Source organism: Mesobacillus sp. ABV4_180 (assembly GCF_056158485.1).
Genome location: NZ_JBSWTJ010000001.1, coordinates 1,094,312 through 1,118,867, shown reverse-complemented (window position 1 = coordinate 1,118,867; position 24,556 = coordinate 1,094,312). Strand labels below are relative to the sequence as shown.

General features: G+C 42.8%; 22 protein-coding genes and 1 riboswitch. Of the genes, 4 read left to right on the top strand and 18 right to left on the bottom strand.

The features are described 5' to 3' along the window. Positions 1-61: 61 nt before the first annotated feature. Positions 62-1,468: a protoporphyrinogen oxidase gene (gene hemY / locus ACXAEA_RS05525; protein ID WP_475094938.1), complete on the bottom strand. Its 1,407-nt coding sequence runs from the start codon at positions 1,466-1,468 to the stop codon at positions 62-64. Positions 1,469-1,660: 192 nt separating this feature from the next. On the opposite strand from hemY, the gene ACXAEA_RS05520 reads away from it, so the two are divergent. The 3 genes from ACXAEA_RS05520 to ACXAEA_RS05510 all read left to right on the top strand — a co-directional run bounded on the left by ACXAEA_RS05520 (position 1,661) and on the right by ACXAEA_RS05510 (position 5,675). Next, positions 1,661-3,139 carry a spore germination protein gene (locus ACXAEA_RS05520; protein ID WP_475094937.1) on the top strand — a complete coding sequence of 493 codons (1,479 nt, stop codon included), beginning with the start codon at positions 1,661-1,663 and terminating at the stop codon, positions 3,137-3,139. A 10-nt stretch (positions 3,140-3,149) separates the two neighbouring features. Then, on the top strand, positions 3,150-4,337 hold the full coding sequence (locus ACXAEA_RS05515) for a Ger(x)C family spore germination protein (protein WP_475094936.1): 1,188 nt from the start codon (positions 3,150-3,152) through the stop codon (positions 4,335-4,337). Between the two features lie 243 nt (positions 4,338-4,580). After that, positions 4,581-5,675 carry a GerAB/ArcD/ProY family transporter gene (locus ACXAEA_RS05510; RefSeq protein WP_475094935.1) on the top strand — a complete coding sequence of 365 codons (1,095 nt, stop codon included), beginning with the start codon at positions 4,581-4,583 and terminating at the stop codon, positions 5,673-5,675. Between the two features lie 111 nt (positions 5,676-5,786). Here the strand turns inward: ACXAEA_RS05510 and ACXAEA_RS05505 are convergent, their stop codons facing one another. From ACXAEA_RS05505 to ACXAEA_RS05470, 8 genes are all read right to left on the bottom strand, one after another. Then, positions 5,787-6,584: an ABC transporter permease subunit gene (locus ACXAEA_RS05505; RefSeq protein ID WP_475094934.1), complete on the bottom strand. Its 798-nt coding sequence runs from the start codon at positions 6,582-6,584 to the stop codon at positions 5,787-5,789. 15 nt (positions 6,585-6,599) lie between these two features. After that, entirely contained in the window at positions 6,600-7,397 is a 798-nt protein-coding gene (locus ACXAEA_RS05500; protein ID WP_475094933.1) for an ABC transporter permease subunit, read from the bottom strand. Positions 7,398-7,400: 3 nt separating this feature from the next. After that, positions 7,401-8,285, bottom strand: coding sequence for an ABC transporter ATP-binding protein (locus tag ACXAEA_RS05495; RefSeq protein ID WP_475094932.1), 885 nt, complete (start codon positions 8,283-8,285; stop codon positions 7,401-7,403). Positions 8,286-8,627: 342 nt separating this feature from the next. Further along, complete coding sequence (locus ACXAEA_RS05490; RefSeq protein ID WP_475094931.1) at positions 8,628-9,257, bottom strand: TetR/AcrR family transcriptional regulator; 630 nt, start codon at positions 9,255-9,257, stop codon at positions 8,628-8,630. Between the two features lie 141 nt (positions 9,258-9,398). Beyond that, complete coding sequence (gene kynB / locus ACXAEA_RS05485; RefSeq protein ID WP_475094930.1) at positions 9,399-10,022, bottom strand: arylformamidase; 624 nt, start codon at positions 10,020-10,022, stop codon at positions 9,399-9,401. 19 nt (positions 10,023-10,041) lie between these two features. Next, complete coding sequence (gene kynA / locus ACXAEA_RS05480; RefSeq protein WP_475094929.1) at positions 10,042-10,875, bottom strand: tryptophan 2,3-dioxygenase; 834 nt, start codon at positions 10,873-10,875, stop codon at positions 10,042-10,044. Between the two features lie 16 nt (positions 10,876-10,891). Next, positions 10,892-12,178 carry a kynureninase gene (gene kynU, locus ACXAEA_RS05475; RefSeq protein WP_475094928.1) on the bottom strand — a complete coding sequence of 429 codons (1,287 nt, stop codon included), beginning with the start codon at positions 12,176-12,178 and terminating at the stop codon, positions 10,892-10,894. A gap of 565 nt (positions 12,179-12,743) precedes the next feature. Continuing rightward, positions 12,744-13,739: a hypothetical protein gene (locus tag ACXAEA_RS05470; RefSeq protein ID WP_475094927.1), complete on the bottom strand. Its 996-nt coding sequence runs from the start codon at positions 13,737-13,739 to the stop codon at positions 12,744-12,746. A 221-nt stretch (positions 13,740-13,960) separates the two neighbouring features. Here ACXAEA_RS05470 and ACXAEA_RS05465 point away from each other — a divergent pair, with 221 nt between their 5' ends. Next, positions 13,961-15,097, top strand: a complete 1,137-nt coding sequence (locus ACXAEA_RS05465) for a CAP domain-containing protein (protein WP_475094926.1) — start codon at positions 13,961-13,963, stop codon at positions 15,095-15,097. A 106-nt stretch (positions 15,098-15,203) separates the two neighbouring features. Here the strand turns inward: ACXAEA_RS05465 and ACXAEA_RS05460 are convergent, their stop codons facing one another. The 9 genes from ACXAEA_RS05460 to ACXAEA_RS05420 all read right to left on the bottom strand — a co-directional run bounded on the left by ACXAEA_RS05460 (position 15,204) and on the right by ACXAEA_RS05420 (position 24,437). Continuing rightward, positions 15,204-16,445 (bottom strand): S8 family peptidase, encoded by a 1,242-nt coding sequence (locus ACXAEA_RS05460; RefSeq protein ID WP_475094925.1) that lies wholly within the window; start codon positions 16,443-16,445, stop codon positions 15,204-15,206. A gap of 285 nt (positions 16,446-16,730) precedes the next feature. Beyond that, positions 16,731-17,540 (bottom strand): zinc transporter ZupT, encoded by an 810-nt coding sequence (gene zupT / locus ACXAEA_RS05455; RefSeq protein ID WP_475094924.1) that lies wholly within the window; start codon positions 17,538-17,540, stop codon positions 16,731-16,733. A gap of 336 nt (positions 17,541-17,876) precedes the next feature. Further along, positions 17,877-18,755, bottom strand: coding sequence for a peptidylprolyl isomerase (locus tag ACXAEA_RS05450; protein WP_475094923.1), 879 nt, complete (start codon positions 18,753-18,755; stop codon positions 17,877-17,879). A gap of 12 nt (positions 18,756-18,767) precedes the next feature. Further along, entirely contained in the window at positions 18,768-19,973 is a 1,206-nt protein-coding gene (locus ACXAEA_RS05445) for a S1C family serine protease (RefSeq protein ID WP_475094922.1), read from the bottom strand. Positions 19,974-20,328: 355 nt separating this feature from the next. After that, positions 20,329-20,799, bottom strand: coding sequence for a 6,7-dimethyl-8-ribityllumazine synthase (gene ribH, locus ACXAEA_RS05440; RefSeq protein WP_475094921.1), 471 nt, complete (start codon positions 20,797-20,799; stop codon positions 20,329-20,331). A gap of 16 nt (positions 20,800-20,815) precedes the next feature. After that, positions 20,816-22,009, bottom strand: coding sequence for a bifunctional 3,4-dihydroxy-2-butanone-4-phosphate synthase/GTP cyclohydrolase II (locus ACXAEA_RS05435; RefSeq protein WP_475094920.1), 1,194 nt, complete (start codon positions 22,007-22,009; stop codon positions 20,816-20,818). Between the two features lie 11 nt (positions 22,010-22,020). Next, positions 22,021-22,677, bottom strand: coding sequence for a riboflavin synthase (gene ribE, locus ACXAEA_RS05430; protein ID WP_475094919.1), 657 nt, complete (start codon positions 22,675-22,677; stop codon positions 22,021-22,023). Between the two features lie 12 nt (positions 22,678-22,689). Continuing rightward, positions 22,690-23,772, bottom strand: a complete 1,083-nt coding sequence (gene ribD / locus ACXAEA_RS05425; RefSeq protein ID WP_475094918.1) for a bifunctional diaminohydroxyphosphoribosylaminopyrimidine deaminase/5-amino-6-(5-phosphoribosylamino)uracil reductase RibD — start codon at positions 23,770-23,772, stop codon at positions 22,690-22,692. A 128-nt stretch (positions 23,773-23,900) separates the two neighbouring features. Then, a riboswitch (FMN riboswitch) is annotated at positions 23,901-24,044 on the bottom strand. Positions 24,045-24,101: 57 nt separating this feature from the next. Continuing rightward, a complete protein-coding gene (locus ACXAEA_RS05420) occupies positions 24,102-24,437 on the bottom strand; it encodes a metal-sensitive transcriptional regulator (RefSeq protein ID WP_475098060.1) in 336 nt (111 codons plus the stop codon). Between the last annotated feature and the right edge of the window lie 119 nt (positions 24,438-24,556).

The window sequence follows — 24,556 nt, the reverse complement described above, 5'->3', positions numbered from 1 at the left end:
TGTTATCGAAGAAAGAATAATGGCCACTGTCTCTTTTCAGGGCAGTGGCCATAACTCGTATTTAATTCAAATATGCTAATACTTTGTCCACGACAGCTTCAGCCTGGTCGATGCAGCCTGGGATACCGACACCTTCGAACGAACCGCCGGCAAGGTAGACTCCTGGAAGGTCCCTGGCAAGATGCTTCTTTACCTCCGCGATTTTTTCCAGGTGGCCAACCGTATATTGTGGCATTGCATTTTTCCAGCGTGTGACGATATGGAATTCCGGCTTTGCGGTAATGTTCATCGTCTTGTTCAGGTCTCTTAAAACAAGCTCGACGATTTCTTCATCAGATAACTCGACAGCTTGCTGGTCATCAGGTTTGCCAACATAGCAGCGAAGCAATGCCTTATCCTCTGGGGATGTGCCAGGCCACTTTTTATGCGTCCATGTACAGGCAGTGATTCTGAAATCGCTGTTCCTTGATACTAGGAAGCCTGTTCCATCAATATCATTTTCAATCGCCGATTTAGGGAATGCCATCGCGACATTCGCGACAGAATTGGCCGGCATTTGTTTGAACGGTTCCATGAATGCATAATCGGACAGCATCCGCTGGGCATGGAAGTGGTCCGTTGTGATGACGACGCTGTCTGCGTGCACTGCCTCTCCAGTAGAGAGCCTGACTTTATAGCCGTTGTCCGTATTCACCACTTTTTCAACAGCCGTACACTTCATGACGGTTTCGTCCTCAAGGCGGCTTTCAACCCGGTGGATCAACTCCTCCAAACCGGTCGACAGCGAGATAAACATCCCCTTCTTGCCCGCTGGCTTCTTAACCTTATTTGACGGCTTTGGCATCGATTTATTCAGGCCGATGACGAGGCTGCGGTGCTTCTGTTCAATTTCATAGAAGTTCGGGAACAATGCCATCAGGCTCAACTCGTCAATATCTCCTGCATATATCCCTGACAGCAGCGGGTCGATCAGGTTTTCCACCACCTCATCCCCAAGCCGGCGGCGGAAGAAGGCACCCAAAGACTGGTCTTTCTTCGCTTCTCCTTTTGGTAAAATAAAATCCCCAGCCGCCCGCAATTTGCCAAGTGGTGAAAATAGACCCGATAACGCAAAAGGCGTCACCTTCGTCGGGATCCCCATAAAAGAACCTTCCGGCATCGTATGCAATTTTCCCCGCGCGTAAATATATGATTTACCAGCAGTGTTTGAAATGATTTTATTCTGAAGGCCAACCTCCTCAATCAATCTCAACGCACTCTTTTTTCTCGCAATGATAGAGTCAGGCCCCCTCTCGATGATGAAACCATCTCGCTTCTCGGTGCTGATCACACCCCCAAGCCGGTCACTTGCTTCAATCAATTTCACTTTTATCTGCAGGTTATTTTCCCTTGCTTCTTTTTGGAGATAATAAACTGTCGCCAGCCCGGTGATCCCGCCTCCGACAACAATGACTTTTTTTTCATCCATAACGCTCACCTATTCTTTAGTATAAATTTAAGTAGGTATGTGAATTGTTTAACATATTAAGAGTATAGCATTCACATCTTAAAGTCAGAAAACGAGTTTTCAAACAAAATGTGAACTTTCAATCCCTCCGCATGAATATACCGAAACATAGAAGTACAAGTTAAAACTAACAACATAAACTGCAGGTGAGGCATGAAAAAAATAATTTCAAACGATTTATCCTATTCTTTAACTGAAAACATTTCAAAGATCTTAGACAAGCTGGGTCATAGTCAGGATGTTCAAATCAGAGAAATTAAAAGCGATGATCATGAAATGGAAGCTTGTTGTGTATTTATTGATGGTATCAGCAATTCCGACACGATTGAGGAACATGTAATAAAACCGCTAAAAAAGTACCTTCATGCAGCAGCACAAAAAGGGAGCATTCATGCTTTATCAGATCAGATCAATACAAAAACTATAAAAACAACAAGTGATATGGCTGAAATCATAGATGAGTTAATAATCGGCAATACCATCACACTTGTAAATGGGTTCAAGAATTCGATCGTATCCAATACAACAAAATGGCCTGAACGCAGTTTGGAGTCACCAACTGCTCAAAGAACCCCTACCGGCCCCAATATTGGATTTAATGAATCATTATCACAAAATTTAGCTCTTATTCGAAAAATCTTAAGAAATCCGGCTTTACGAGTTGAAAACAATGTATGTAACCCAAAGGTAAAGACGGATGTATCTCTTCTGTACATAGAAGGCAAAATCCAAAATGAAATATTGAATGAAATTAAAGAGAAGTTATCAGAAGTGGATACAGAAGTGTTAATGGATTCCAGTTACATAGAAGAGATGATAACAGGCGAAATTTTCACTTCTTTTCCTCTGACGTTGTCATCTGATCGACCTGATGTTGTCTGCAGTGAATTATTAGAAGGCAAGGCTGCTATTATCGTTGAAGGCAGTCCTTCTGTTGTCACTCTTCCGACGGTTCTAACTCAATTTTTCCAATCACCGGAAGATTATTACACTTTATTCAAAGGACTTAATCTTAAAAGACTTTATCGTGTATTCTTTTTTAGCCTGGCCACCTTGTTGCCTGGGCTTTACATCGCATTCACGGTCCATCATCCAGGATTGGTACCAACAAACTTGCTTGTCAGCATGGTAGCTCAACGTGAAATTGTTCCGTTTCCTACTGTATTAGAAGTAATAATATTCTACTTTCTCATTCTTGTTATCACAGAAAGTTCACTAAGACTACCTCAGTCAGTCATTTTGACTGTATCAGTATTTGGAGCAATTATCCTTGGCCAATCATCTGTAGAAGCACAATTAGTACAGCCAATTACCTTATTTGTCATGAGTGCAAGTTACATACTGGGTAGTGTAGTTCCTGTATATACCTTACGACCAGTCGCCAACAGAATAAGTTTGAGATTTATCATCCTTGCCGGCTTCTTAGGTCTGTATGGATTGATGTTAGGTGTATTATTGACCATTCTACATTTGTGTTCACTTAGATCTTTTAGAGTACCCTATTTATCTCCAATTGCCCCATTTAATTCGAAGGATCAGAAAGATAATTTAGTTAGGGCAGATTTGGACAATATCATGGGAGGGAACAAAAAATTCACAATAGAAGATGCATCAAAAAAAGATAAAAGATAAGTGGTGTACAATGAAACATAGCAAATTGGTGTTAATCATCAGCATTTTCTCTATTATTTCATATATAATAGTCGGCAAAAATGTCGAGACTAGAGTAGTTAGCAATCTCGCTGTTGTCTCTGCGCTAGGAGTTGATTGGGAGGATGGTCAGTATGCTCTAACAGTGCAAGTTATCAACCCATCTTCAAGCCCAAAGAACCCTTCTGACCAATTAGGAGTGATTACATACAAGCATAAGGGCAAAACCATCACCCAAGCCTTACAAAATTTAAATAATACGGTATCGAGAACACTTAGCTTAGATGACATCAAGGTCATTGCAATACAGGATAAGGTTTTGGAGGATAAAGGAGTAAACGCGATATTGGATTATTTCATGGTTAATCCAACCATTTCGTCAAATATTCTTATGGTTGTTTGCAAAGATCAATCCGCTAATACTGTATTAAGAATCATGACTCCTTTACAAAGAGTACCAGCTAAAAGGATTGTAGAACTTCTTAATACCAATGAAATGAATCTTGGACACGTTTTTAAGGTCTATCCTTCATCTGTTAAGAACGATTTGTTAAATGGAATAAAAGAAATTGCCATCCCCTATCTAACCATAAGCGGAAACATCGATGAAGGAATGAAAAAGGAAAACATTGAAGAGTTTAGTCCTCAGTCTCAAATATATATCTACGGTATGGCTATTTTTAAAGAAGACAAATTAATTGATTTCCTGGATGAAAATGAAAGCAAAATCTACTCCATGACTCAAAACAAAATGAACCAATCATTTTTTATTGGAGATTGTCCTAGTAGTGATAAAGAATTCTTTACCGTTAGTATCAAGGATTCAAAAGTCAATTTCGAGCACGTAAAAAGAGGAGAAATTGTTGATTTTAACGTCAAGGTTAAAGTGAAAGGAGAACTAGTAGAAAGCCATTGTTCAACCCCATTTGATTATAAAAATTTGTATAAGTTTGAGGAAATCATCGCAAAGGAAATACAGAATAACTTTGATACATTAATTAAGACAAGCAAGGAAAACAACAGTGATTTTATTGGATTTGGAAAATCCATTTTTATTTCGGATTACCCTGCCTGGAAAAATATAAAGAAAAACTGGAAACAAACCTACAAAGAATCGAATGTTAGGGTAAAAGTGGATACACTCATTTATTTGACAGGTGATACAATGTCAAATAAGTAATAAGGAACACTGGATTAAAAGGTATGCAACTGATTTATGACTGTTTTCGCTTTGATTGTTGCTTTTCGTATTGAGCTTTAAAACCGAATATGGCTTCGGAGCTTTTTTCGAGAAATTACTGAATTATGGTGTAGTAGGAATCGTATAAATCCAGAAGCCGATTTTTACTTTTTGCTGTGAAAGCAACAAAGTTTACGAAAAGAGCTTATTAAAAAACATCCCAGTAAAAAAGGTGGCTTATCAATGAGAAAGCAGCACATTACTCCTTTTCAACTTAATGCTTTGATAACCTTATTTTTATTGGGCAGTACCACAGTAGTGGGTTTAGGACTTGAAATAGAAGAAGAAGCATGGGTGGTAACCTTATTATCTTCGTTATTTGGTTTAATGATATTTTACTTCTATATCTTCCTTATTACTAAATATGAACAAAATTTCGCAAAACTGCTTATGATAGGTTTCGGCAAAACAATTGGTACATTATTCATTGTTTTATATAGCATCTATTTTATTTATATTGCGAGCAGAGTCGTAAAAGATTTTTCTTACTTTATCTCTCAAACAATTTTTTACCATATAGATTTCTGGGTCATCACTGTTACATTTATTGGGATTTCCGTGTATGCCTGTAACCTTGGCATTGAGGCCATTTCCCGCACATCAGAAATCCTTTTCTTCCTTTCACTAGTGATGATATTAATATTAATACTGTTTGGCATCATGTCAGAACATTTTGTTACAACCAACCTGCTGCCTTTATTTTCGAATAACTGGAAGGATATTTTCAGTGCTATTTTCCCGGAAAAGATTACTTTTCCTTTTGGGGAGCTAATCGTTTTTACGCTAATTTTCCCATTGGTAAACAACAAAAAGTACCTGGTCAAAAGAGCATGGCTGGCCATTCCTGTCACTGCAATGATCATTATCCTATTGACTGAAGTTACGATTGGGATCCTTGGAGCCAAAGTAGCTGCACTATATAATTTCCCTTTAGTAAAAGCCATCGAGATGATTGATGTTTGGGATGTTGTACAGCATTTAGAAATTTTGTCGGTTTTCACGTTTTTCTTTGTTGGCTTTGTAAAAGTTACTCTTTTCATTCAAGCCGCTTTCTATAGTGTAGAAACGATCGTGAAGTGGGAAAGGCGAAAAATTTTAATCTTGCTGACTCCCATCCTTTTTTTAATGGCTATATTTAATTCTACAAGTTATCCACAGCATATTTATTACGGTTTGAAAATTGTTCCTATGTACCTGCATTTACCCTTTCAATTTGGAATCCCTATACTTTTATTGTTTCTTCTAATGGTAAAACAACGATTCTTCAAACGAAGTTAACGCTCTATATTAAAGGGACAACTTACCTTATTTTGAAGTTCAAAGTAATTAATTTATGGTGTTAAATGTTTTATCATAAATGAAAAAAAACCCAGTTACCTGGGACGAATCTTAAATATTCATATCTCTTTTTTTATAAAATACGAATGTTACGATTGCTAGCAAAAGAATCAGGGCTGCCGACAATCCAAGATACAATGGCTCAAACCCGCCTTCCTTCAAAACAAGCTTCGCATCGTAATATTTGAACGGCGTCAGATACTTCAGCCCATCAAGCTTATCATTCATATCGATTGCGACTGATAAGATGAATAGGATAAGCAATAGACCCGTTGCCAGCGAGGTTGCTTTTTTTGCATTTTTATAAAAAGAAGCGATAGCGGTTCCAATGGTAAGGAAAATCAGCTGGAGAATGAACAATCCGATCATCAGCAACGTTATATCGCCTGTTACGTCCTCACCATCAGCATATTTCTGGACCATTCCCACAGAGGAAGCAAAGGTCACAAGATTGAAAACCAGAACGTTTACCAGTGCGGCAGCAAACTTGGATGTAATGACCCTTGTTCTCGAAACTGGTTTTACGAGCAAAAACTCAACCGTCTTGTCTCTCTCTTCCTTTGAAATGATAGTTGAACCAAGCATCGAAGCATGGATTGCGGCCATGACAGCCAGATACAAAAATAAGACGCCATAATATCCAATTGGAGATGACAGATCGAGCGAGCCAGTTCCCATGATGGCCTGAAGCGATTTAGGCATATCGGCCATCAGTGCATTCATGGATTGCCCAGTCCCTTCCATACTCGAATACTTCCCCATCCCCGACGCGACCATGAAGATAACGCCGATGCTCCAAATGATCAGCGACTTCCTGTTTGCTTTCATTTCCCTCTTAAAAATATTCATGACTTCCCCTCCCTCCTAAACAGAATGGACATCCTTTTTTGCGTACAAATAATAGCTTGCAGTGACTGCAGCGATGATAAAAATCGCTCCAGTTGCCAGGAAAGAAGTTTCATAGCCAGAATGTTCGGCGATATACGTTGAGTCAAAATAATTGAACGGTGTTAAATACCGAAGTGCTTTGTCATCAGTGGTTGAACTGATCATCCCGAGCATGAAAAAGGCGAATACGGTACCAAGCGAAACGGTAATCACCGATTTAATGCCTGGAAAAATAACGGAAACGATAATCCCGAGCGCAAGGAACATAACCTGGATCCATAACAGGGAAAGGGCTATTAAGAACAACGTTTCCTTGTTAAAATCATCCCCTGCTACCGCTGCAGCCATCAAGAATGTCGCTGTGATAAAAATTAGATTGGTAATGATCAAGGATACGAGGGCAGCCATTAGTTTGGCTGTAACTACCTGCGTCCTTTTCACTGGTTTCGTCAGCAGGAAGTCGGCCGTTTTCTCCCTTGTTTCTTTCGATAGTATCGAGGTTCCAAGATTCATAGCCTGAATGGCACCGGCAAGCTTCAGGTACAGGAATGCATAAGAGAAAAAGCCAATCAATGTTGCGATGCTATCCACAGACAGGCCAATCGCTTTCCTCAGCTCGACTGGAAACCCTTCGAGAAGCTTTTTGAACTCTTCTGCATCCTTAGCAAATGACGGGAACATTGATAGAAACAGCACAACCAGCGCCACTAACGACAGACTCCAAATGAATGTCGATTTTCGGTATGCTTTCAGTTCATGGAGGAACATATTCATTGCCTATTCCTCCTTTTCGTAATAATGCATGAAGATCTCTTCCAGGTCCGGTTCTTCGACCCAGATGTTCACAATCTCAATTTCTGCGATTTTTTTCATGATCGAGTTGATATTTCCCCTGAATAAAAAGCTGATTGTGCTGCCTTCTTGCTCCAGCTGGTTCACACCGTCAATTTGGAAGAAATCTTTTCCTACACCTGAATTCGTTTCGATTTTAAATTTCTTGTACGTGTTTTCTTTTAGCGTGCTGATTTTTTCAACAGTGATAATCCGTCCTTCTTTTATGATGGCAACCCTGTCGCACAGTCTTTGCACCTCGCTCAAAATATGAGAAGAGAAAAGGATTGTCGCACCTTTCTTGTTCTCTTTTTCTAGCAGTTCAAAGAACTTCTGCTGCATAAGAGGATCGAGGCCGCTGGTCGGTTCATCAAGAATGATCAGCTTCGGTTCGTGCAGCAGCCCCTGGACGATTCCCACCTTCTTCTTGTTACCAAGCGACAGGTCATCGATTTTCCTGGAAAGGTCCAGCTCCATAATCTCAGCCAGCTCCTTGATCCGGTTCGTGCAATCCTTTTTGTAAAAGCTCGCCGAGTACTTGAGGAGGTCAATCACCTTCATATTGTCATAGTAAAAAACTTCCGACGGCAAGTATCCGATATCCTTCTTGATTTCCGGCGCTGCCGTGATGATATCCTTCCCAAAGATTGTCGCACTGCCGCTGGTCGGATAAATCAATGAAAGCAGCGTTCTGATCGTCGTCGATTTCCCCGCGCCATTCGGGCCGATGAACCCGAAAATCTCCCCTTCTTCTACATTGAAGCTGACATTTTCAATTCCCCTGGACTTGCCGTACATTTTTGTCAGATTATTAATCTCAATCACGTTCATGCCAGACCCTCCCAGATACTTTTTCATTCTATTTCTTTAATTTCAGTTCTAAAATACTTGAATTGATCCCAGTTGAATCCCTTTTATTGCAGTTGAAATCGGTTTAATACGAGTTGGATTCGATTTACAGTTTGGGTGATTTTAATCCTACTTTGGGTCATTTTAATCCTAGTTTGGGTCATTTTAATCCTAGTTTGGGTCATTTTAATCCCAGTGGGTTCGGATTTTAATTTTATTAACGGTTAGGGCGATTTAATTAACGGTAGAACTGCTTTTATTAACGGTAGTAGCATTTTTTTAACGGTTGGGCTACTTTTATTACCGGTTGAGTTTATATTTCGGTTACTGGCTCTTATAGAAGGACTTTTTCAGCATATCAATATACACTTCGGCTTCTTTAAATGCTTCATCGAAGTCGTTTAATCCCTTGTTCAGTTTTTTCGCTTTCTCTAACTCCTGGTTGCTGAAGCCTTGTAATGTCCACATGATGATATTGATAGTCCTTTGGATGTCAGTACCTTCACGGAACTTCGAAAGGTCTATATTCTCGAATAGTCTGCTGTAGCTTGTGCGCATCATTTCTGTATTCGTGCTGCCCAATATTTCTTTTACTTCTTCCGAGCTTTCCATGGAGGCTGACATCATGAAGTCGAATACCTCTGGATGCCTGACCATCAGCCTGCTTTTAAGGATCATCAGGCTTTTCAGCCGTTCGAAAATGTCGCGTTCGCTGAAATCAAGCTCGTTGAAAAACTCTTCCCTTAACACCTCGACAAAGTGGTTATATAAGAACAGGTAGAGTTCTTTTTTGTTTTTAAAATAGTGAAAAAGAAGTCCTTTTGAAATTTCTGCTGATTTTACAATTTCATTTGTGGATGCATTTTCGTAACCCTTCTGTGCAAACTCCTTCAGAGCAGCGTTCAGGATCCTTTCCTGCTTTTCGGGATTCAAACTTAAAAACTTCGAAGTCATCATGCCCTCCTTAAATCATATTGACCACTTCGGTCAACCTCAGTTTACTCTTCATTGACCACACCGGTCAACTAAATTTATATAAAAACTTTCGACAAAAAAGGCTGCCCGATCGCATCGATCAAGCAGCCTCAAATCTTACTATAATTTTCGAATCACGGCCCGTACCGGACTTCCATCAGCCTGTTCCAGCGGAAGCGGCAGGGCTGCGAGCTCGTATTCTCCTGGTTCTATTTTATCAAGCACCAGTCCTTCAAGAATATGAATTCCCTGGCGGTTCAGTTCATGATGGGCATTCAGTTCCTTGCTGTCCAGCGGATCGACTGATGGCAAGTCGAGCCCGAGTAGTTGGACCCCCTGCCCAGCAAGATAGGCAGCCAATTCTGGTTCGATATGCGGAATCGATTCCGGGAACACCGATTTATCCTGCCATCCGTCAGTACGAATCAATAGGCGCTTGACTCCCCGCAAATCAATGCCATCCAGTTCATTAAGTCCGATACTTGCTGGCTTCTCCAGATGAATCATCAATGCAGGTCCAATATAAAGATTGAAATCGAGGTCAATGACCTTTTTACCATCGCTTTCGAAATGATACGGCGCATCAATATGCGTTCCTGTATGAGTGCTCATTGTCACCTGCCCGACATTCACTGAGCCGCTCTCTTCCATTCCCCAGCTGACTTTATATTGAAACGGCGTATCGCCAGGCCAAACAGGAATTTTGTCATTCAGCACTTGCGAAATATCAATCCAAGATCCCATACAGTCCCCTTCTTTCTTTTTATAGCTTCGTCCTCAGATTCCATAGCTCAGGGAAAAATCTGTGGTCCACAACCTTCTTCAAGTAGGAAACTCCTGCAGATCCCCCTGTGCCAGGCTTGTGCCCAATGATCCGCTCGACTGTGCTCATATGATTGAAACGCCAGAGCTGCTGCTGGCTGCCGATATCGACCAGCTTTTCTGCGAGCTCATACAGGTCCCAATACTGATCGACGTTCCGGTACACCGTCAACCAGGCCTCTTCGACACTGGCATTCGGTTCATACGGCACAGACCAGTCGCGGTTAAGAGCTGCATCATCAACCGGCAGGCCGCGCATCGAAAGCGCACTGATGGCAGCATCATAGATCGAGCGTTCATGCAGAGCGCCTTCCATCTGCTTATACAGTTCAGCATCATGCTTATAAACGGACAATACATGGGCGTTCTTTTGGCCAAGCGCAAATTCAATCAAGCGGTTCTGATACGATTGAAACCCGGATGAATGCCCGAGCTTGTCGCGGAACTCCATATATTCTGCCGGAGTCAGCGTCGACAATACACTCCACGACTGGATCAGCTGCTGCTGGATTCTCGACACCCTCGACAGCATCTTGAATGATGGTTCCAGGTCATTTTTGCGGATGCATTCTATCGCCGCGCTTACTTCATGTAAGATTAGTTTCATCCACAGCTCGCTTGCTTGATGGATGATGATGAAAAGCATTTCGTCGTGGTGGTCAGACAGACGCTGCTGGCTGGACAAGATTTTATCTAATTGTAAGTAGCTCCCATAAGACAGCTCTTTTGAAAAATCGGTATGAATTTCGTGCGTTGCTTTTTGTTCTTCCTTCATGGCCAGACTCCTCCCTTTACGCTACGACTCCGCGCTCATTGCTGAATTTCTCGTATGTTTTATAGTCCATAATCTCTTTTAAGATCTGGACGGCATTCCACACATCTGTGTAAGAAGTGTATAGCGCCACAGGTGCCAGGCGGACGATATTCGGAGCGCGGAAATCAGGTATGATTCCTTTCTCCTTCAAAGCCTTGCAGATTCTCGCAGCTTCTTTGTGTTCGAGACTGACATGGCCGCCGCGTCTAAAATCTTCTGTTGGGCTGCCGATTTCAAAGCCGGCATCGGCTAGTTCATGCTCAATTAGATCGACTAAATAACGATTGATTTTCAATGATTTTCCGCGGATGTTCTCGATTCCTGCTTCTGCAAACATCTCCAATGAGCCAAGCAAAGGTGCCAAACTCAAGACATGCGGCGTGCCAATTTGATAGGCACCTGCATTTTCTGCGGGGGTAAGGACATGCTCCATATCAAACTGTTTGTCTTTTCTTGACCCGAACCAGCCGGCAAGTCCCGGCTTCGTACCGAAATGCTTCGAATTCACATAAAGTCCAGCAACAGCACCTGGCCCGCCATTGAGATGCTTATAATTGCACCAGTAGGCAAAATCGACACCCCAATCCGAGAAGGAGTGCGGAATTGCCCCAATCGAATGGCAGCCATCGAAACCAATCAATATTCCGCGGTCATGCGCGACTCTTGTCAGACGCTCCATATCAAGAATCTGACCGCTGCGGTACAGAACAGTTGGCAGCACGACAAGCGCAATTTCTTCTGTCATCGCCTCGATGATATCATCCTCATCAAGGAATCTTCCATCCCTGCTTTTCACCCTGATGAGATGCGTATCCGGATCATAGCCATGAATCCTTAGCTGGCTTTGCAAAGCATAAATATCAGAAGGGAAATTCAACTCATCAGCAAGAATCTTCGTTCTTTTTCCCTCAGGTTTATAAAAAGTAGCAACCAGCTGGTGCAGGTTTACTGTTGTGGATCCGCTTACAATTACTTCCTCTTGCAAAGCACCAACAAGCGGAGCAGATAATTCTCCTAGTTTTTCAGATAAATAGAACCACGGATGCTTCCCATCCATCCAGCCATCGATGCCAAGCTCGCGCCAGTCTGCCAATGATTCCAGCAAAGCTTTCTCCGCACGCTTTGAAAGAAGCCCAAGAGAGTTGCCGTCAAGATAGATTGAATCGGGTTTCAGGTAAAATTCATCCCGGAAGCGGGCAAGGCGGTCCTCACGGTCAAGCTGCGCCGCAAAATCTGCAGCAGGTTCAAAAGAATATGGCTTCATCATCATCTCTCCCATCCAATTTGCAACTAGAGAAATCGTAACAAAGAAATGAAGCAAGCGTCAATCAATGGTCTGATAATTCTATAAAAAGAAGCATTGTTCTTTCACCTTGAATACATTCTCTAACAAACCAACAATTTTAATCTCAGTCACTGATACTAACTCAATAGCTGGAACTCACCACAAGGTGACTATTTTGAAGATGGCTATGACGGACATTAATCCGAGCTGAATACAAAATTTTGTCCGTCATCAGGGCTATAACGGACACTTTTCCGTTCTGAGGAAATAAATTTGTCCGTCATCAAGGCCATAACGGACACTTTTCCGTTCTGAGGAAATAAATTTGTCCGTCATCAAGGCCATGACGGACTCTTTTCAGAGCTGAAGACAAAAAATTGTCCGTCATCAAGTCTATCACGGACATTTCTCGAGCTGAATACAAAATTCTGTCCGGTATCAAAGCTATGACGGACACTTTTCCGAACTGAAGAAAAAATTTTGTCCGTCATCAAAGCGATGACGGACAAATAGCCAAGCTGATTCTGATTATTTCCATCATCGCTTAAGCAAATCGATAATAAATCAACACAAAAGTGGATAGGACAAAAATGAAGTTCAAGAAAATAAAGATGAATTGATCCACTTTTGTCTTGTGCATTTTGATTGGCGGATTATAGAAGGAAACGCCTTCGATGATGAAGATAATCAGGACGATATGAATCATGAAATGGCCGATGACTTCTGTAAATCCGAATAACATTGTAGTTAGAATAAAAATCGTTGTTACCACGAATCCCAATACACGATTCAGGATTCCCACTACCAATAGATACCCTACTACGAATTCGACAAAGGCTGCCATAACAATGAAGGCTGCAGGCTCAAAGCCAAAAGTAGGCACCTGATGGTTGGCAACGATATCAAGCGACATGGATGGGTATACCCATTTTTCTACAGCAACCCAGCACAATGAGAGTCCGGTGCCTAAATATAAAAACGGGAATCCAACATTTTCAAGCTTTGTATTGCCTACGAGCAATACACCTATGATTGCTACATAAAAACCGTAGTCCAGCATATAGAAGATTCCATGATCAGCAGTAACCATGAAGAATAATATAAGTAAAACAGATGCTCCCAGCTTTGTTGCGATATGATGCGGAATAAGGAGCAGGCCAATTGTCACCCACGCTAAAATGGTCATCACTGTGCTATCAATATGGAATTCTGGTGCGAATAAGGTGCCATTTGTGACCTGGATGATCAATGCTATCGCGGTGCCGTATTTTAATAAGTACCTTGAATACTTCCTGAAGCCTGAAAGGAAGTCGTCCCACTTTTTGATCAACGGCCATTCTGCCATTTTTGGAATAATTATAGTCAAAGAAGCGAGGACAACAGCCGCCAAGAATGCAAGACCCATAAATAACGGTGACAGGATGTTTTCGATCGTTTCTTTCTTTGGTGCGACCTGGGTAAACCATTTAACATGAGCATTTGTATAAAAAGGCGTCAGAATAAGTCCTAACCCGATGATGATTTGTATTAGTTTTTTCATGTGAATTCCTCCTGGTAATATAAACACTATCGATATAGTAATAATACAATCGAATCATAAAATTTTATCATCACAGTTATGAACATTATGTGAAATAATTCACAATAACTGCATTCAGATAGTCTTCAGTTAAGTTTGTCCTTTCACCATGACACTATGCTTTTTTATTTTTCTATTAATGGGTATATTGTGGATAAGGAATAAAGGAAGGTGACTAAACCTTGAGACGCTTATTTTCATTCTTACTATTAGGGGCTTTGCTCTATTTTGCCTGGCCTTTTTTATCGCCTGAAAAAGACAATCAGAAACTAGACAACATTCAGTCTGAGATAAATTCATTAAAAGATAATCCGGAGCTTGCTGCCGCACTGGAAGCCGTCAATCAGGGAATTCACCAGCTGATTGGGAAGCTTAATGAGAAGAAAGAGGAATTGACTGAGGGTGGACAGGATGTTTTGCCTAAAGTGGCTAAACCAGAGCTGAAAACACCTTCTGAAAGAATTTTTACCGTCCATAATATCGGAATCGGCGATGCGAAAACAGATGTGGAAAAACAGCTTGGTGCGCCAAAACGCGTTTCCCTAAACGAATACGGGACAGAATGGCATGCCTATCATGAAAACTTCCAGAACTTCTTAATGGTTTCATATGGAAAAGATGAAAAAGTGAGTGGAATATACTCAAACCAGGATTTGATTGCTTCAAAAAACGGAATTAAGTATGGAATCGCAAAAGAAACTGTGCAGCAGACACTTGGAGAACCACTGGGCGAAATTAGAAAAGGACTTGTCTATTACCAGTTCCAGAAGGATCAGGACTATGACGTATATGAGCTGGATGGAAATTATGTAACGATTTTTTATGACAAACACAAAAACAATACTGTGACGGCAATCCAGATAATCAGTGAAAAATTGGAACAAAGCAAGGCGGGTTTTTACACGGAGGCGAGTGAGCCTTTGAAGGAGGGCTTCGAGTATCAGCTGTTCGATCTTACAAATGCTTCGAGGGTCGTTCACGGATTAGGGATTCTTACCTGGGACGATCAGGTAAGGGTAACTGCCCGCAAGCACAGTGCCGATATGGCGGAAAACTCGTATTTCAGCCACACGAATCCCGAGGGACAGTCACCTTTTGACAGGATGGCTGAGGACGATATTGCGTTTTCCGTCGCCGGGGAGAATCTTGCATACGGCCAATTCAGCAGCATTTTTGCACATGAAGGGCTGATGAATTCACTCGGACACCGTGAAAATATCCTGAAACCAGACTTTAGGCTGCTAGGCGTCGGCGTCGCGTTCGGTCCAAAACACGAACCTTATTTCACCGAAAATTTTTATACGAAACGAAAGTTGTAAACCGAGGCTATTGGAAAACAAATCAATGATTTTTCACGCTTGAGGACTCCATCACAGCAAAAAGCCGCTTGATTCACCAAAAAATCAAGCGGCTATTTCTATATGCTTATTTTACACGCGGAAAACCGAATCCTGATGCATAGTCATCACCTGCTGCAGCACCCGATCCTCCAAGGATGTCGTTAGCTTTTGCACGATTCTGAAGCTCTGCACGAAGCTGTGTATGGCTCATGCCTGGGTTTGCTGCCCAAATCTTCGCTGCGAGTCCTGAAACGTGAGGAGTCGCCATTGAAGTGCCGCTGATTGTATTATACGTTCCATCAAACCAGGTTGACTCGATTGCCCTTCCTGGAGCTGACACTTCAACATCGCGCTCCTGGATGACATAGTCACCATCTGTAGCCGGATTTCCGCGGGATGAGAAGTCAGCGACACGGTATGTACCGTTTTCCTGGACATCTTCCAGCGCTGCGACTGCAACTGCATTAACAAGGGCACCTGGATATCCGATTGTATTGCTGCCAGGTCCGCTGTTTCCAGCTGCGGCAACGACAAGAACGCCTTTTCCATAAGCATAGTCAACAGCATCAGCAATCAGCGAACTTTTGCTGCTTGATCCAAGTGACATAGAAATGACCACTTTTGAATTTGTACTCACCGCTTGATCTGCAGCATGCTGAATCGCTCCTGCAATATCATCTGAATAGCCTGATCCCTGGTCATTCAGTACTTTGTAAGCCCAAAGGTCAGCCTCAGGCGCAACCCCGTAAATTCCCTGGCCAGATCCCCCGTGCGCCAGGACTGTTCCGGCGACATGGGTGCCATGCCCGTTCTTATCCGTACATGAACCATTTACAAGGGGTGTTCTGCGGTTAGTGAAATCTTTACACTGTTCTGAGCTTCCAGCTAAATCGTTATGGTTAATGTTAACTCCAGTGTCCAGCACAGCCACATTGATCCCGTTCCCGCCAGATGTTGCCTGGAGGCTGCTGTCATTATAGATCGCTTCCATTCCCCATGGGGTGCGGTCAGATGGCCCTGCTTGTGCGCCAGAACCTGGTTTGGCTTCCAGCTGGACTGTGGACACTGTCTCAACTTTTAAATTTTTGTTCTTCAATAAAGCCTGGTATTGCTTTGCGTTAACTGTTGTTGTAAAACCCTTTGTTCCGAAATCCCATCTGGCTCCGTATTGATCCTTTGCCTTCGATTTTTCCGCTGCAGGCCCCTGAACCAATACCCGGTACGAATCCTGTGATTCTGGCGCCTGGCCAAATACTCCAGCTGTGAACATAGATAAACCCATTGTCATGCTTAATAGTGCGGTTCCTAGTACTTTCCTCTTTTTCATTCAACCACTCCTCTGCATTGTATGGTGTTACTGGTTTTACAAAGTCTATTATATTTTCAATATTCAGATATTAACAATATGCTAAACTGTTCATTTTTAAGTCTTTAGAATCAGGCTGATACTCCCTTTTCCGCATAAGTCACATGCCCTTGTGCCTGAATTCAAATTTTCCCAATATCCAAAGAACCAAAAAGAGCAACCTTTTTTATAGGCTGCTCTTATTTTTTATAAATTTAATAGACTTTATGTTTTACATCTTAAAATGACAGAATCCCGAGTCATGTTTTAAATAAACAGCAGCAAACTCAACGCCATAACTGCCATTCCGGCGATCAATCCATAGATGGCGAGATGTGATTCATCGTAACGTTTGGCGGCAGGAAGCAGTTCATCAAGTGAGATAAAGACCATGATCCCGGCTACTGCTGCGAAAATGACGCCAAACATGATATCGTTTAGGAATGGCATCAGGAACAGGTATGCTGCCAAAGCACCAATCGGCTCGGATAGACCTGACAGGAATGATAGTTTGAATGCTTTCTTCTTGTCACCAGTCGCAAAATAGACGGGTACCGACACGGCAATCCCTTCTGGAACGTTGTGGATTGCGATTGCAATAGCGATTGCCACACCTAATGCCGGGTCCTGGATGGCGGAAGTGAAGGTTGCGATTCCTTCCGGAAAGTTGTGTATTCCGATGGCAAGTGCCGTAAATGTCCCCATTTTTAATAATGCGGCATCGGTTGAAGGTTTCGAAGGCTGGCTCATGTCTTCGACCGTTTTGAGTTCATGAGGGTTGCTTTGTTTTGGAATGAATTTATCTATTAAAGCAATTAGAAGGATCCCCCCAAAAAAACCTCCGACTGTCGCCCAGTTCCCCAGCTTATCACCCATTGCGTCAACAAGGGCTACCTTTGCTTTGACAAATATCTCGATCATCGATACATAAATCATGACTCCTGCTGAAAAGCCAAGTGCGATGGAAAGGAACTTGGTATTTGTCCTTGAAGTGAAAAAGGCAAGAATACTGCCAATACCAGTAGCAAGACCTGCAAACAATGTTAATCCGAATGCAAATAATATTTCTTCTGTCATTTTTTATTCTCCTTTATCTTTTTTATAAGGGCTTCTTCGTAAAATTAACCTACTCGGAAAATGTTGGATTAAGCAAACTTTTGGGTATCATAATCCACAAAATATGCATCAGCAACAAAAAGTTTCCTTTCTTATCGTTTTACAATATAAGTTAGATGATTCCTAAAAAGTTGCCTTAAGTAAACTTTTAGTGTGCATTTTGCCCACTTAGTTAAACAATATATGCATGTGCATCAAAAAGTTTCCTTTGGTAAACATTTTATCGCAAAGGAAACTTGGCCTGCAACAAAAAAGTTCAAAAAAACCTCTGCAGAATTGCAGAGGCTTTAAAACGTTCTATAGATAACTCTTAATTTCATATTCTGCTTTCTTCTCGTCCAGCCAGTTTGGGTATTCTGCCTGAATTTTTTCATCAAATAACTGTTCCTTTATCTCTTCCTTATGGTCCTCGAACAGCGCTGCTTTTGCTGCTTTTTTATCGGTTACCTTGATGATATGGTAGCCAAACTCGGTTTTTACTGGCTCGCTTACAGCATTGACATCTAAAGCAAACGCCGCTTGTTCGAATTCCTCTGCCATTTCGCCTTCTCCAAAATATCCGAGATCCCCGCCGTCAGCTGCATTGCTTGTGTCTGTGGAATACTCCTTTGCCAGTTCTGCGAAGTCTTTTCCATTACCCAACTCTTCCTTAACCTTCTTGGCAGTGGCCTCATCTTCTACTAAAATATGGCTTGCCTGCACCTGCTCTTTTTGGTCAAAAGATTCTTTGTTTTCCTCGAAATACGTCTTAAGTTCTTCATCTGTAACATCGATATCAGGCTGGATCATTTTTTCAGCCATAAGATAGATTTCGATGTCTTCCCTGATCCGGTCTATAGATACATTATTTTGCTCCAGTGCTGACGCGAATGCCTCTTCGCCTCCATATGATTCCTGCAATTTAGTCAGTTCTTCATCAATCTCATTGCCGGTCACCTTCACTTTTTCTTTCTCAGCTTCCATCTCGATCACTTTATTGGTAATAAGTGACTCCAAAGTGTCAGCGCCATATAACTCAGTCAACTTTGTGTTCAACTCTTCCTTGCTGATTTTCTCCCCTCCAATGCTGGCTGCAGTATCTTTTTTGGAAAAAGCCATGGTAAAAATCAGAAGGAGTCCCAGGACAATCACGGCAAATATGATCATCAATTTATTGTTTCTCATATAATTAAGCATCATTTTCCTCCATTATTCTGCACTGGCAGCAGTAAGGGTAACCTGCAATTTTGTCTGCTTGCCGTCGCGGTAAATTGTCATTTCGGCACTGTCGCCTGTTTTAAGTTCAGTATACATATATCTTCTTAGTTCGCTCGCATTCTCCACTTCTTCACCGTTAATGCCAACGATTACATCCTGTTCCAGGAGTCCTGCTTCAGAGGCGGCGGAGTCAGGTGCAACATAGGTGACCATCGTGCCTGTTTGTACATTTTCAGGCAGGTTGTCCCGATACATTTCCGGGATCTGCGACAAATCTGCAAGGCTGACACCCAGATATGGACGCTCCACTTTCCCTTTTTCGATCAGCTGGTTAACGATCGGAAGCACATCCTTGCTCGGGATGGCAAAGCCAAGTCCTTCTACGCCGTTTTGTGAGATTTTCAGGCTGTTGATGCCGATTACTTTTCCATCATTATTGATTAATGCCCCGCCGCTGTTCCCTGGATTAATGGCCGCATCGGTCTGGATGACATTCATCTCCCATTCACCTGCAGAGGTTGATACCGCAATAGAACGATCGACAGCACTTACGATTCCCTGGGTGACTGTACGGGATAAATCAAGTCCGAGCGGGTTGCCGATTGCCAGCACCTGGTCTCCGGCTCTTAAAACAGAAGAATCACCGAATTCAATGACATCCCCCGCTTTTTCAGCATCGATTTTAATCACTGCCAAATCCGTCAATGCGTCAGCGCCGACAACTTCCGCTTCCACTTTCTCACCATTGTATAATGACACCTCGACGTTTGATGCACCTTCAATGACATGATTGTTCGTCACGATGTATGCACTGTTTCCTTCCTTCTTAAAAATCACGCCGGACCCCGTGCCGCTTTCAACACTTCCCTGGCTTCGGGAAAATGGATTGTTTTCCTGCTGCAGATTTGTGATGCCGACAATGGATTTGGAAGAAGCTTCAATGATATCCGCGATCGAACCTGAATTTTTATTTGAAGTTTGAGTAGCGACGATATTCGAGCTGCTGCTTTCTGCTGCCGTTTCTGTTTGGGGCTGGGCCTGATTTCTTGGATCAGCATCTGTATAATTCACTGCCGCAAGCGTGATCGCTGATCCAACTACTCCTGCCATGACTGTGGATAAAATGCTTTTCAATCTATTTGTCTTCTGCACCGGCTCGATTTCCTGATACCGAGTTTGCTGCTCATGTTCATTCATGGTAACTCCTCCTCATTTCTTCCTGTTAACTTGTCTTCATCTTAACCAGTAATTATGAACAAATTATTAACAAACTGAGGCGAGGATTTTAAAAAATGAAGAACATTTTAATTTAAATAAAGGCTCTGTTAAAGCTGAATGTTGATATTAAACCCTGTTGATTGTAGTGGAAGGCGCGAAGAATCCTGCGGGCGCAGCTGGTCAGGTGAGACCCCGCAGGAGCAAAGCGACGAGGAGGCTCAGCGCCAGCCCCGCGGAAAGCGAAGCGCCTGGAACGAAAATCAACAGCCGTATTTAACAGAGCCTAAATAAAAAAACTGCAGACAAAATTGCCTGCAGCTTTGAAAACATTCTATTAAATTTCAATATTATTGATTAAGTTAGCCATTTCAATCGCTGAAACTGCGGCCTCCCAGCCTTTGTTGCCAGCTTTTGTTCCTGCGCGTTCGATTGCCTGCTCAATGGTGTCTGTTGTCAGTACGCCAAAAATGACTGGAACTCCTGTATTCAATGCGGTGGAAGATACGCCTTTGGCTGCTTCATTGCAAACATAATCAAAGTGCGGGGTGGATCCACGGATCACTGTTCCCAATGTGATGACCGCATCGTATTTTTTACTTGTCGCCAATTTTTGCGCAATCAATGGAATTTCAAATGCCCCTGGCACCCAGGCGACATCAATATTGCCTTCTTCTACTCCGTGTCTTTTTAAAGCGTCTTGCGCTCCTCCCAAGAGCTTGCTTGTGATAAATTCATTGAAACGTCCAACGACGATTCCAATTTTAAGTCCTGTTCCTACTAAATTACCTTCGAATGTTCTGCTCATCTCTAATTCCTCCACATTAAAAGTTAAGTAAATGGCCGAGCTTGCTGTGCTTTGTTTTTAAATAATTTTCATTTTCTTCCCTTGCCGGCATCTGGATTGGCACGCGGTCTACAACCTCAAGGTCATATCCCTTGAGACCCTTGATTTTCCTTGGGTTATTTGTCAGCAGTTTAATTTGCTTGATTCCAAGGTCTTTTAAAATCTGGGCACCGATCCCGTATTCTCGCAAATCCGCCCCAAAACCGAGCTTTTCATTGGCCTCAACTGTATCATAGCCTTCTTCCTGAAGCTTATATGCCCGAAGCTTGTTCATGAGGCCGATGCCTCTTCCCTCCTGGCGCATGTAAAGAAGGACTCCTCGTCCCTCTTTATTGATCTGGCTTAATGCTGCATGAAGCTGGGGTCCGCAGTCACAGCGGTAAGAGCCGAATACATCCCCAGTCAGACATTCAGAGTGGACTCTGATAAGTACTGGCTCTTCTGCGTCGATTTCCCCTTTTACAAGGGCAATATGCTCTTTATCATCCACTACGTTTGAATAGCCGACAGCCTTGAACATACCGAATTCGGTTGGAAGATTGATTTCAACCTCTCTTTTAATCAACTGATCCTTTCGGTTTCGATATTGAATGAGGTCTTTAATCGTGATCATTTTCAGCTCGAATTGGTCGGCAATCTTGCGCAGCTCCGGAACTCGTGCCATCGTGCCGTCTTCATTCATAATTTCACAGATGACCCCGGCAGGTTTTGCACCGCATAATATAGCAAGATCCACTGCTGCCTCCGTATGGCCAGCCCTTCTTAACACTCCGCCTTTCTTGGCAACAAGCGGAAAAATATGGCCAGGCCTTTTGAAATCAGCAGCCTTTGATTCAGGATCAAGCATGCTAAGTACAGTTGCCGAGCGTTCAAAAGCAGAAATCCCGGTTGTCGAATACTTATGGTCTATACTCACGGTAAATGCTGTCCCATGGGGGTCAGTATTGCGAAAAACCATCGGCATTAAATCCAGCTTCTGAGCTAAATCTGTTTCGATTGGAACACAAATCAATCCTCGTCCATGCGTGGCCATAAAATTGATGACATCTGGTGTCGCCTTTTCCGCGAGTGCGATGAAATCTCCTTCATTCTCCCGGTCCTCATCGTCACAAACAATGACGGCCTTTCCCTGCATCAGTTCATAAATCGCTTCTTCAATCGGATCGAACATCGTTATCTCCCTCACATAAACCCATTATCCGCTAAAAACTGGGCTGTAATATTGTTGTCTCGTTTTGGTGCAGCAGGAACCTGATTGGTCAAAAAGTGACCTACAAACTTCCCGATCATGTCGCATTCGATGTTGACGATATCGCCTGTACCTTTGTAACCGAGAACCGTTTCGGAAAGAGTAAGTGGGATCAGCGATAAGGTTATACTGTCTTCGGATATTCCAAAAACAGTCAGGCTGGTCCCGTCAACAGCGACAGAACCTTTCATGATGACATATCTCAGCAAATCGGGCTCTACTTGTATTTCATAGTAAACAGCGTTTTCAATCTGCTTTTTTCCCTTGATGACTCCGATTCCATCCACATGGCCGGCGACAAAGTGGCCCCCGAACCTGCCTCCAGCAGCCATGGCTCTCTCCAAATTCACCTTCGAACCCCTCTTGACGGTTCTTAAACTAGTCGCTTTTACCGTTTCCGGCATAACATCCACCGTGAATCGATTTTTTATGAATGAAGTGACGGTCAGGCAAACTCCGTTAACAGCTATACTGTCCCCGAGATGGACATCTGTCAGGACTTTACTTGCTTCTATTGTAAGGACAAATGAATCGCCGCTATGCTGGACATTGGCGACTGACCCGATTTCTTCAATGATTCCTGTAAACATACGAACCTCCTTTTAGACGGGCTCAGCTATGATCCGGATATCCTCGCCAATCTGTTTTACCTCTTTAATCTTTAACGAAACGGTTTCCTCAAGCCGGGCGATCCCTTCTCCTCCATATGATGCAGGCGCATTCTTGCCGCCAAGCAGCTTTGGAGCGATATACGTAATCACCTGCTGAAAAGCCTTCTCCTTTAAAAAACTCCCATGCACCTCTGCACCGCCTTCAACATAGACAGAAGCAATGCCCCGGTCACCAAGTTTTTTCAGCATTTGAGATATTCCTATTTTGGGAGTCTCTATCTGTATGATTTCAACACCTCTATCAATAAATTGTTTTGCCGTTTGCGGATCTGCCTCGGCTCCGGTCACAATAATGGTTTTTGCAGCCTGATCAATAACAATTTCAGACCGCAGCGGTGTCCGAAGAGCAGTGTCCAGAATCACCCTGACAGGATTCTTCCCCCCAGCTTCAAGTCTAGTCGTCAGGCTTGGATTGTCTTTGATAACCGTATTAACTCCGACCAAGATCGCGTCATGTTTATGACGGAAATGATGGACGTCTTTCCTTGCCTCCATACCGGTAATCCACCGGCTCTCTCCGGTGACGGTGGCAATCTTGCCATCTAGACTAGTTGCAGACTTCAAAGTCACAAATGGCATTCCAGTGCTTATGTAATGGAAAAATACTTTATTAAGCCCTGTTGCTTCATCTTCCATCAAACCAACTTCAACCTCTATGCCCGCCTCACGCATCTTTTTGATTCCCGCACCGCCTACAAGAGGGTTCGGGTCGACCGAAGCGACAAAAACTTTCTTAACGCCAGATTCGATCACTAAATTCGAACAAGGGGGTGTTTTGCCAAAATGGCTGCATGGCTCAAGCGTTACATAAAGTGTGGCTCCATTAACTTTTTCCCCAGCCATCCGGATAGCGTGCACCTCAGCATGTGGTTCCCCTGCTTTTAGATGAGCACCCATTCCGATAATCTGTCCGTCTTTGACCACTACCGCACCGACATGGGGATTTGGCGATGTCTGTCCTTCAGTCGCTTTGGCGAGGCTGATGGCAAGAGCCATATAGTCCATATCGTTCACATGCAACCCTCCTTCTTTTAAAAATGAAAAAGACCCCGAAACAAAATCGCTTCGGGGTCCTAAAAAAGGCTATGCCAAATTAGAGGGTTAAAAAAGGGCATACTTCTCCCTGTATATTAATCCTCATTTTTTTCCTTCTCCCATCCAGACTATACTGTCGGCCCTGGAGTTTCACCAGATCCACCGTTTAACAAACGTTAACCGGGTCACGGACTAAGAAGCATCGCTTCATCACCGCCGGTTGGGAATTTCACCCGACCCCGAAGGAAATTATTCAGTTAGTGTCATTATACAGGACAGTTTGCTAGATACGAAACAATATGTCCCTTTTACTTTTTCATCAGCTTTTCAATCGTGATCAGCAGCTCATCCACTGCTTCATTATCACCTTCCTGGATCCGTTCGACAATGCATGATTTCATATGGCCTTCGAGCAATAATTTGGCAACACTGTTCAGTGCAGCCTGGGTAGCAGAGATTTGCGTGATCACATCGTCACAGTATGTGTCTTTTTCAATTAACCCCTTAATGCCGCGAATTTGGCCTTCTATACGGTTTAATCTCGTAACGAGATTCTTCTTTGTTTTTTCTGAGTGATGGCTCTTACGTTCTGATGAACAGCAACTGTCTGCACATTCAGATGGGTTCGTTCCGGGCTCTAAAATATCCAATCCAATCCCCCCTTATTCTTATGTTTCAATATTATCATACCCCCATACAGTACATCCCATAAAATCTCTATATACAGAAAAAAACACCCCATAAAGAGGTGTCCTGCATTTCA

What these genes read in the sequence shown, in the direction of transcription:
- hemY (WP_475094938.1), bottom strand. Translation starts at nt 1,468, where the DNA reads ATGGATGAAAAAAAAGTCATTGTTGTCGGAGGCGGGATCACCGGGCTG.
- ACXAEA_RS05520 (WP_475094937.1), top strand. Translation starts at nt 1,661, where the DNA reads ATGAAAAAAATAATTTCAAACGATTTATCCTATTCTTTAACTGAAAAC.
- ACXAEA_RS05515 (WP_475094936.1), top strand. Translation starts at nt 3,150, where the DNA reads ATGAAACATAGCAAATTGGTGTTAATCATCAGCATTTTCTCTATTATT.
- ACXAEA_RS05510 (WP_475094935.1), top strand. Translation starts at nt 4,581, where the DNA reads ATGAGAAAGCAGCACATTACTCCTTTTCAACTTAATGCTTTGATAACC.
- ACXAEA_RS05505 (WP_475094934.1), bottom strand. Translation starts at nt 6,584, where the DNA reads ATGAATATTTTTAAGAGGGAAATGAAAGCAAACAGGAAGTCGCTGATC.
- ACXAEA_RS05500 (WP_475094933.1), bottom strand. Translation starts at nt 7,397, where the DNA reads ATGAATATGTTCCTCCATGAACTGAAAGCATACCGAAAATCGACATTC.
- ACXAEA_RS05495 (WP_475094932.1), bottom strand. Translation starts at nt 8,285, where the DNA reads ATGAACGTGATTGAGATTAATAATCTGACAAAAATGTACGGCAAGTCC.
- ACXAEA_RS05490 (WP_475094931.1), bottom strand. Translation starts at nt 9,257, where the DNA reads ATGACTTCGAAGTTTTTAAGTTTGAATCCCGAAAAGCAGGAAAGGATC.
- kynB (WP_475094930.1), bottom strand. Translation starts at nt 10,022, where the DNA reads ATGGGATCTTGGATTGATATTTCGCAAGTGCTGAATGACAAAATTCCT.
- kynA (WP_475094929.1), bottom strand. Translation starts at nt 10,875, where the DNA reads ATGAAGGAAGAACAAAAAGCAACGCACGAAATTCATACCGATTTTTCA.
- kynU (WP_475094928.1), bottom strand. Translation starts at nt 12,178, where the DNA reads ATGAAGCCATATTCTTTTGAACCTGCTGCAGATTTTGCGGCGCAGCTT.
- ACXAEA_RS05470 (WP_475094927.1), bottom strand. Translation starts at nt 13,739, where the DNA reads ATGAAAAAACTAATACAAATCATCATCGGGTTAGGACTTATTCTGACG.
- ACXAEA_RS05460 (WP_475094925.1), bottom strand. Translation starts at nt 16,445, where the DNA reads ATGAAAAAGAGGAAAGTACTAGGAACCGCACTATTAAGCATGACAATG.
- zupT (WP_475094924.1), bottom strand. Translation starts at nt 17,540, where the DNA reads ATGACAGAAGAAATATTATTTGCATTCGGATTAACATTGTTTGCAGGT.
- ACXAEA_RS05450 (WP_475094923.1), bottom strand. Translation starts at nt 18,755, where the DNA reads ATGCTTAATTATATGAGAAACAATAAATTGATGATCATATTTGCCGTG.
- ACXAEA_RS05445 (WP_475094922.1), bottom strand. Translation starts at nt 19,973, where the DNA reads ATGAATGAACATGAGCAGCAAACTCGGTATCAGGAAATCGAGCCGGTG.
- ribH (WP_475094921.1), bottom strand. Translation starts at nt 20,799, where the DNA reads ATGAGCAGAACATTCGAAGGTAATTTAGTAGGAACAGGACTTAAAATT.
- ACXAEA_RS05435 (WP_475094920.1), bottom strand. Translation starts at nt 22,009, where the DNA reads ATGTTCGATCCGATTGAAGAAGCGATTTATGAACTGATGCAGGGAAAG.
- ribE (WP_475094919.1), bottom strand. Translation starts at nt 22,677, where the DNA reads ATGTTTACAGGAATCATTGAAGAAATCGGGTCAGTCGCCAATGTCCAG.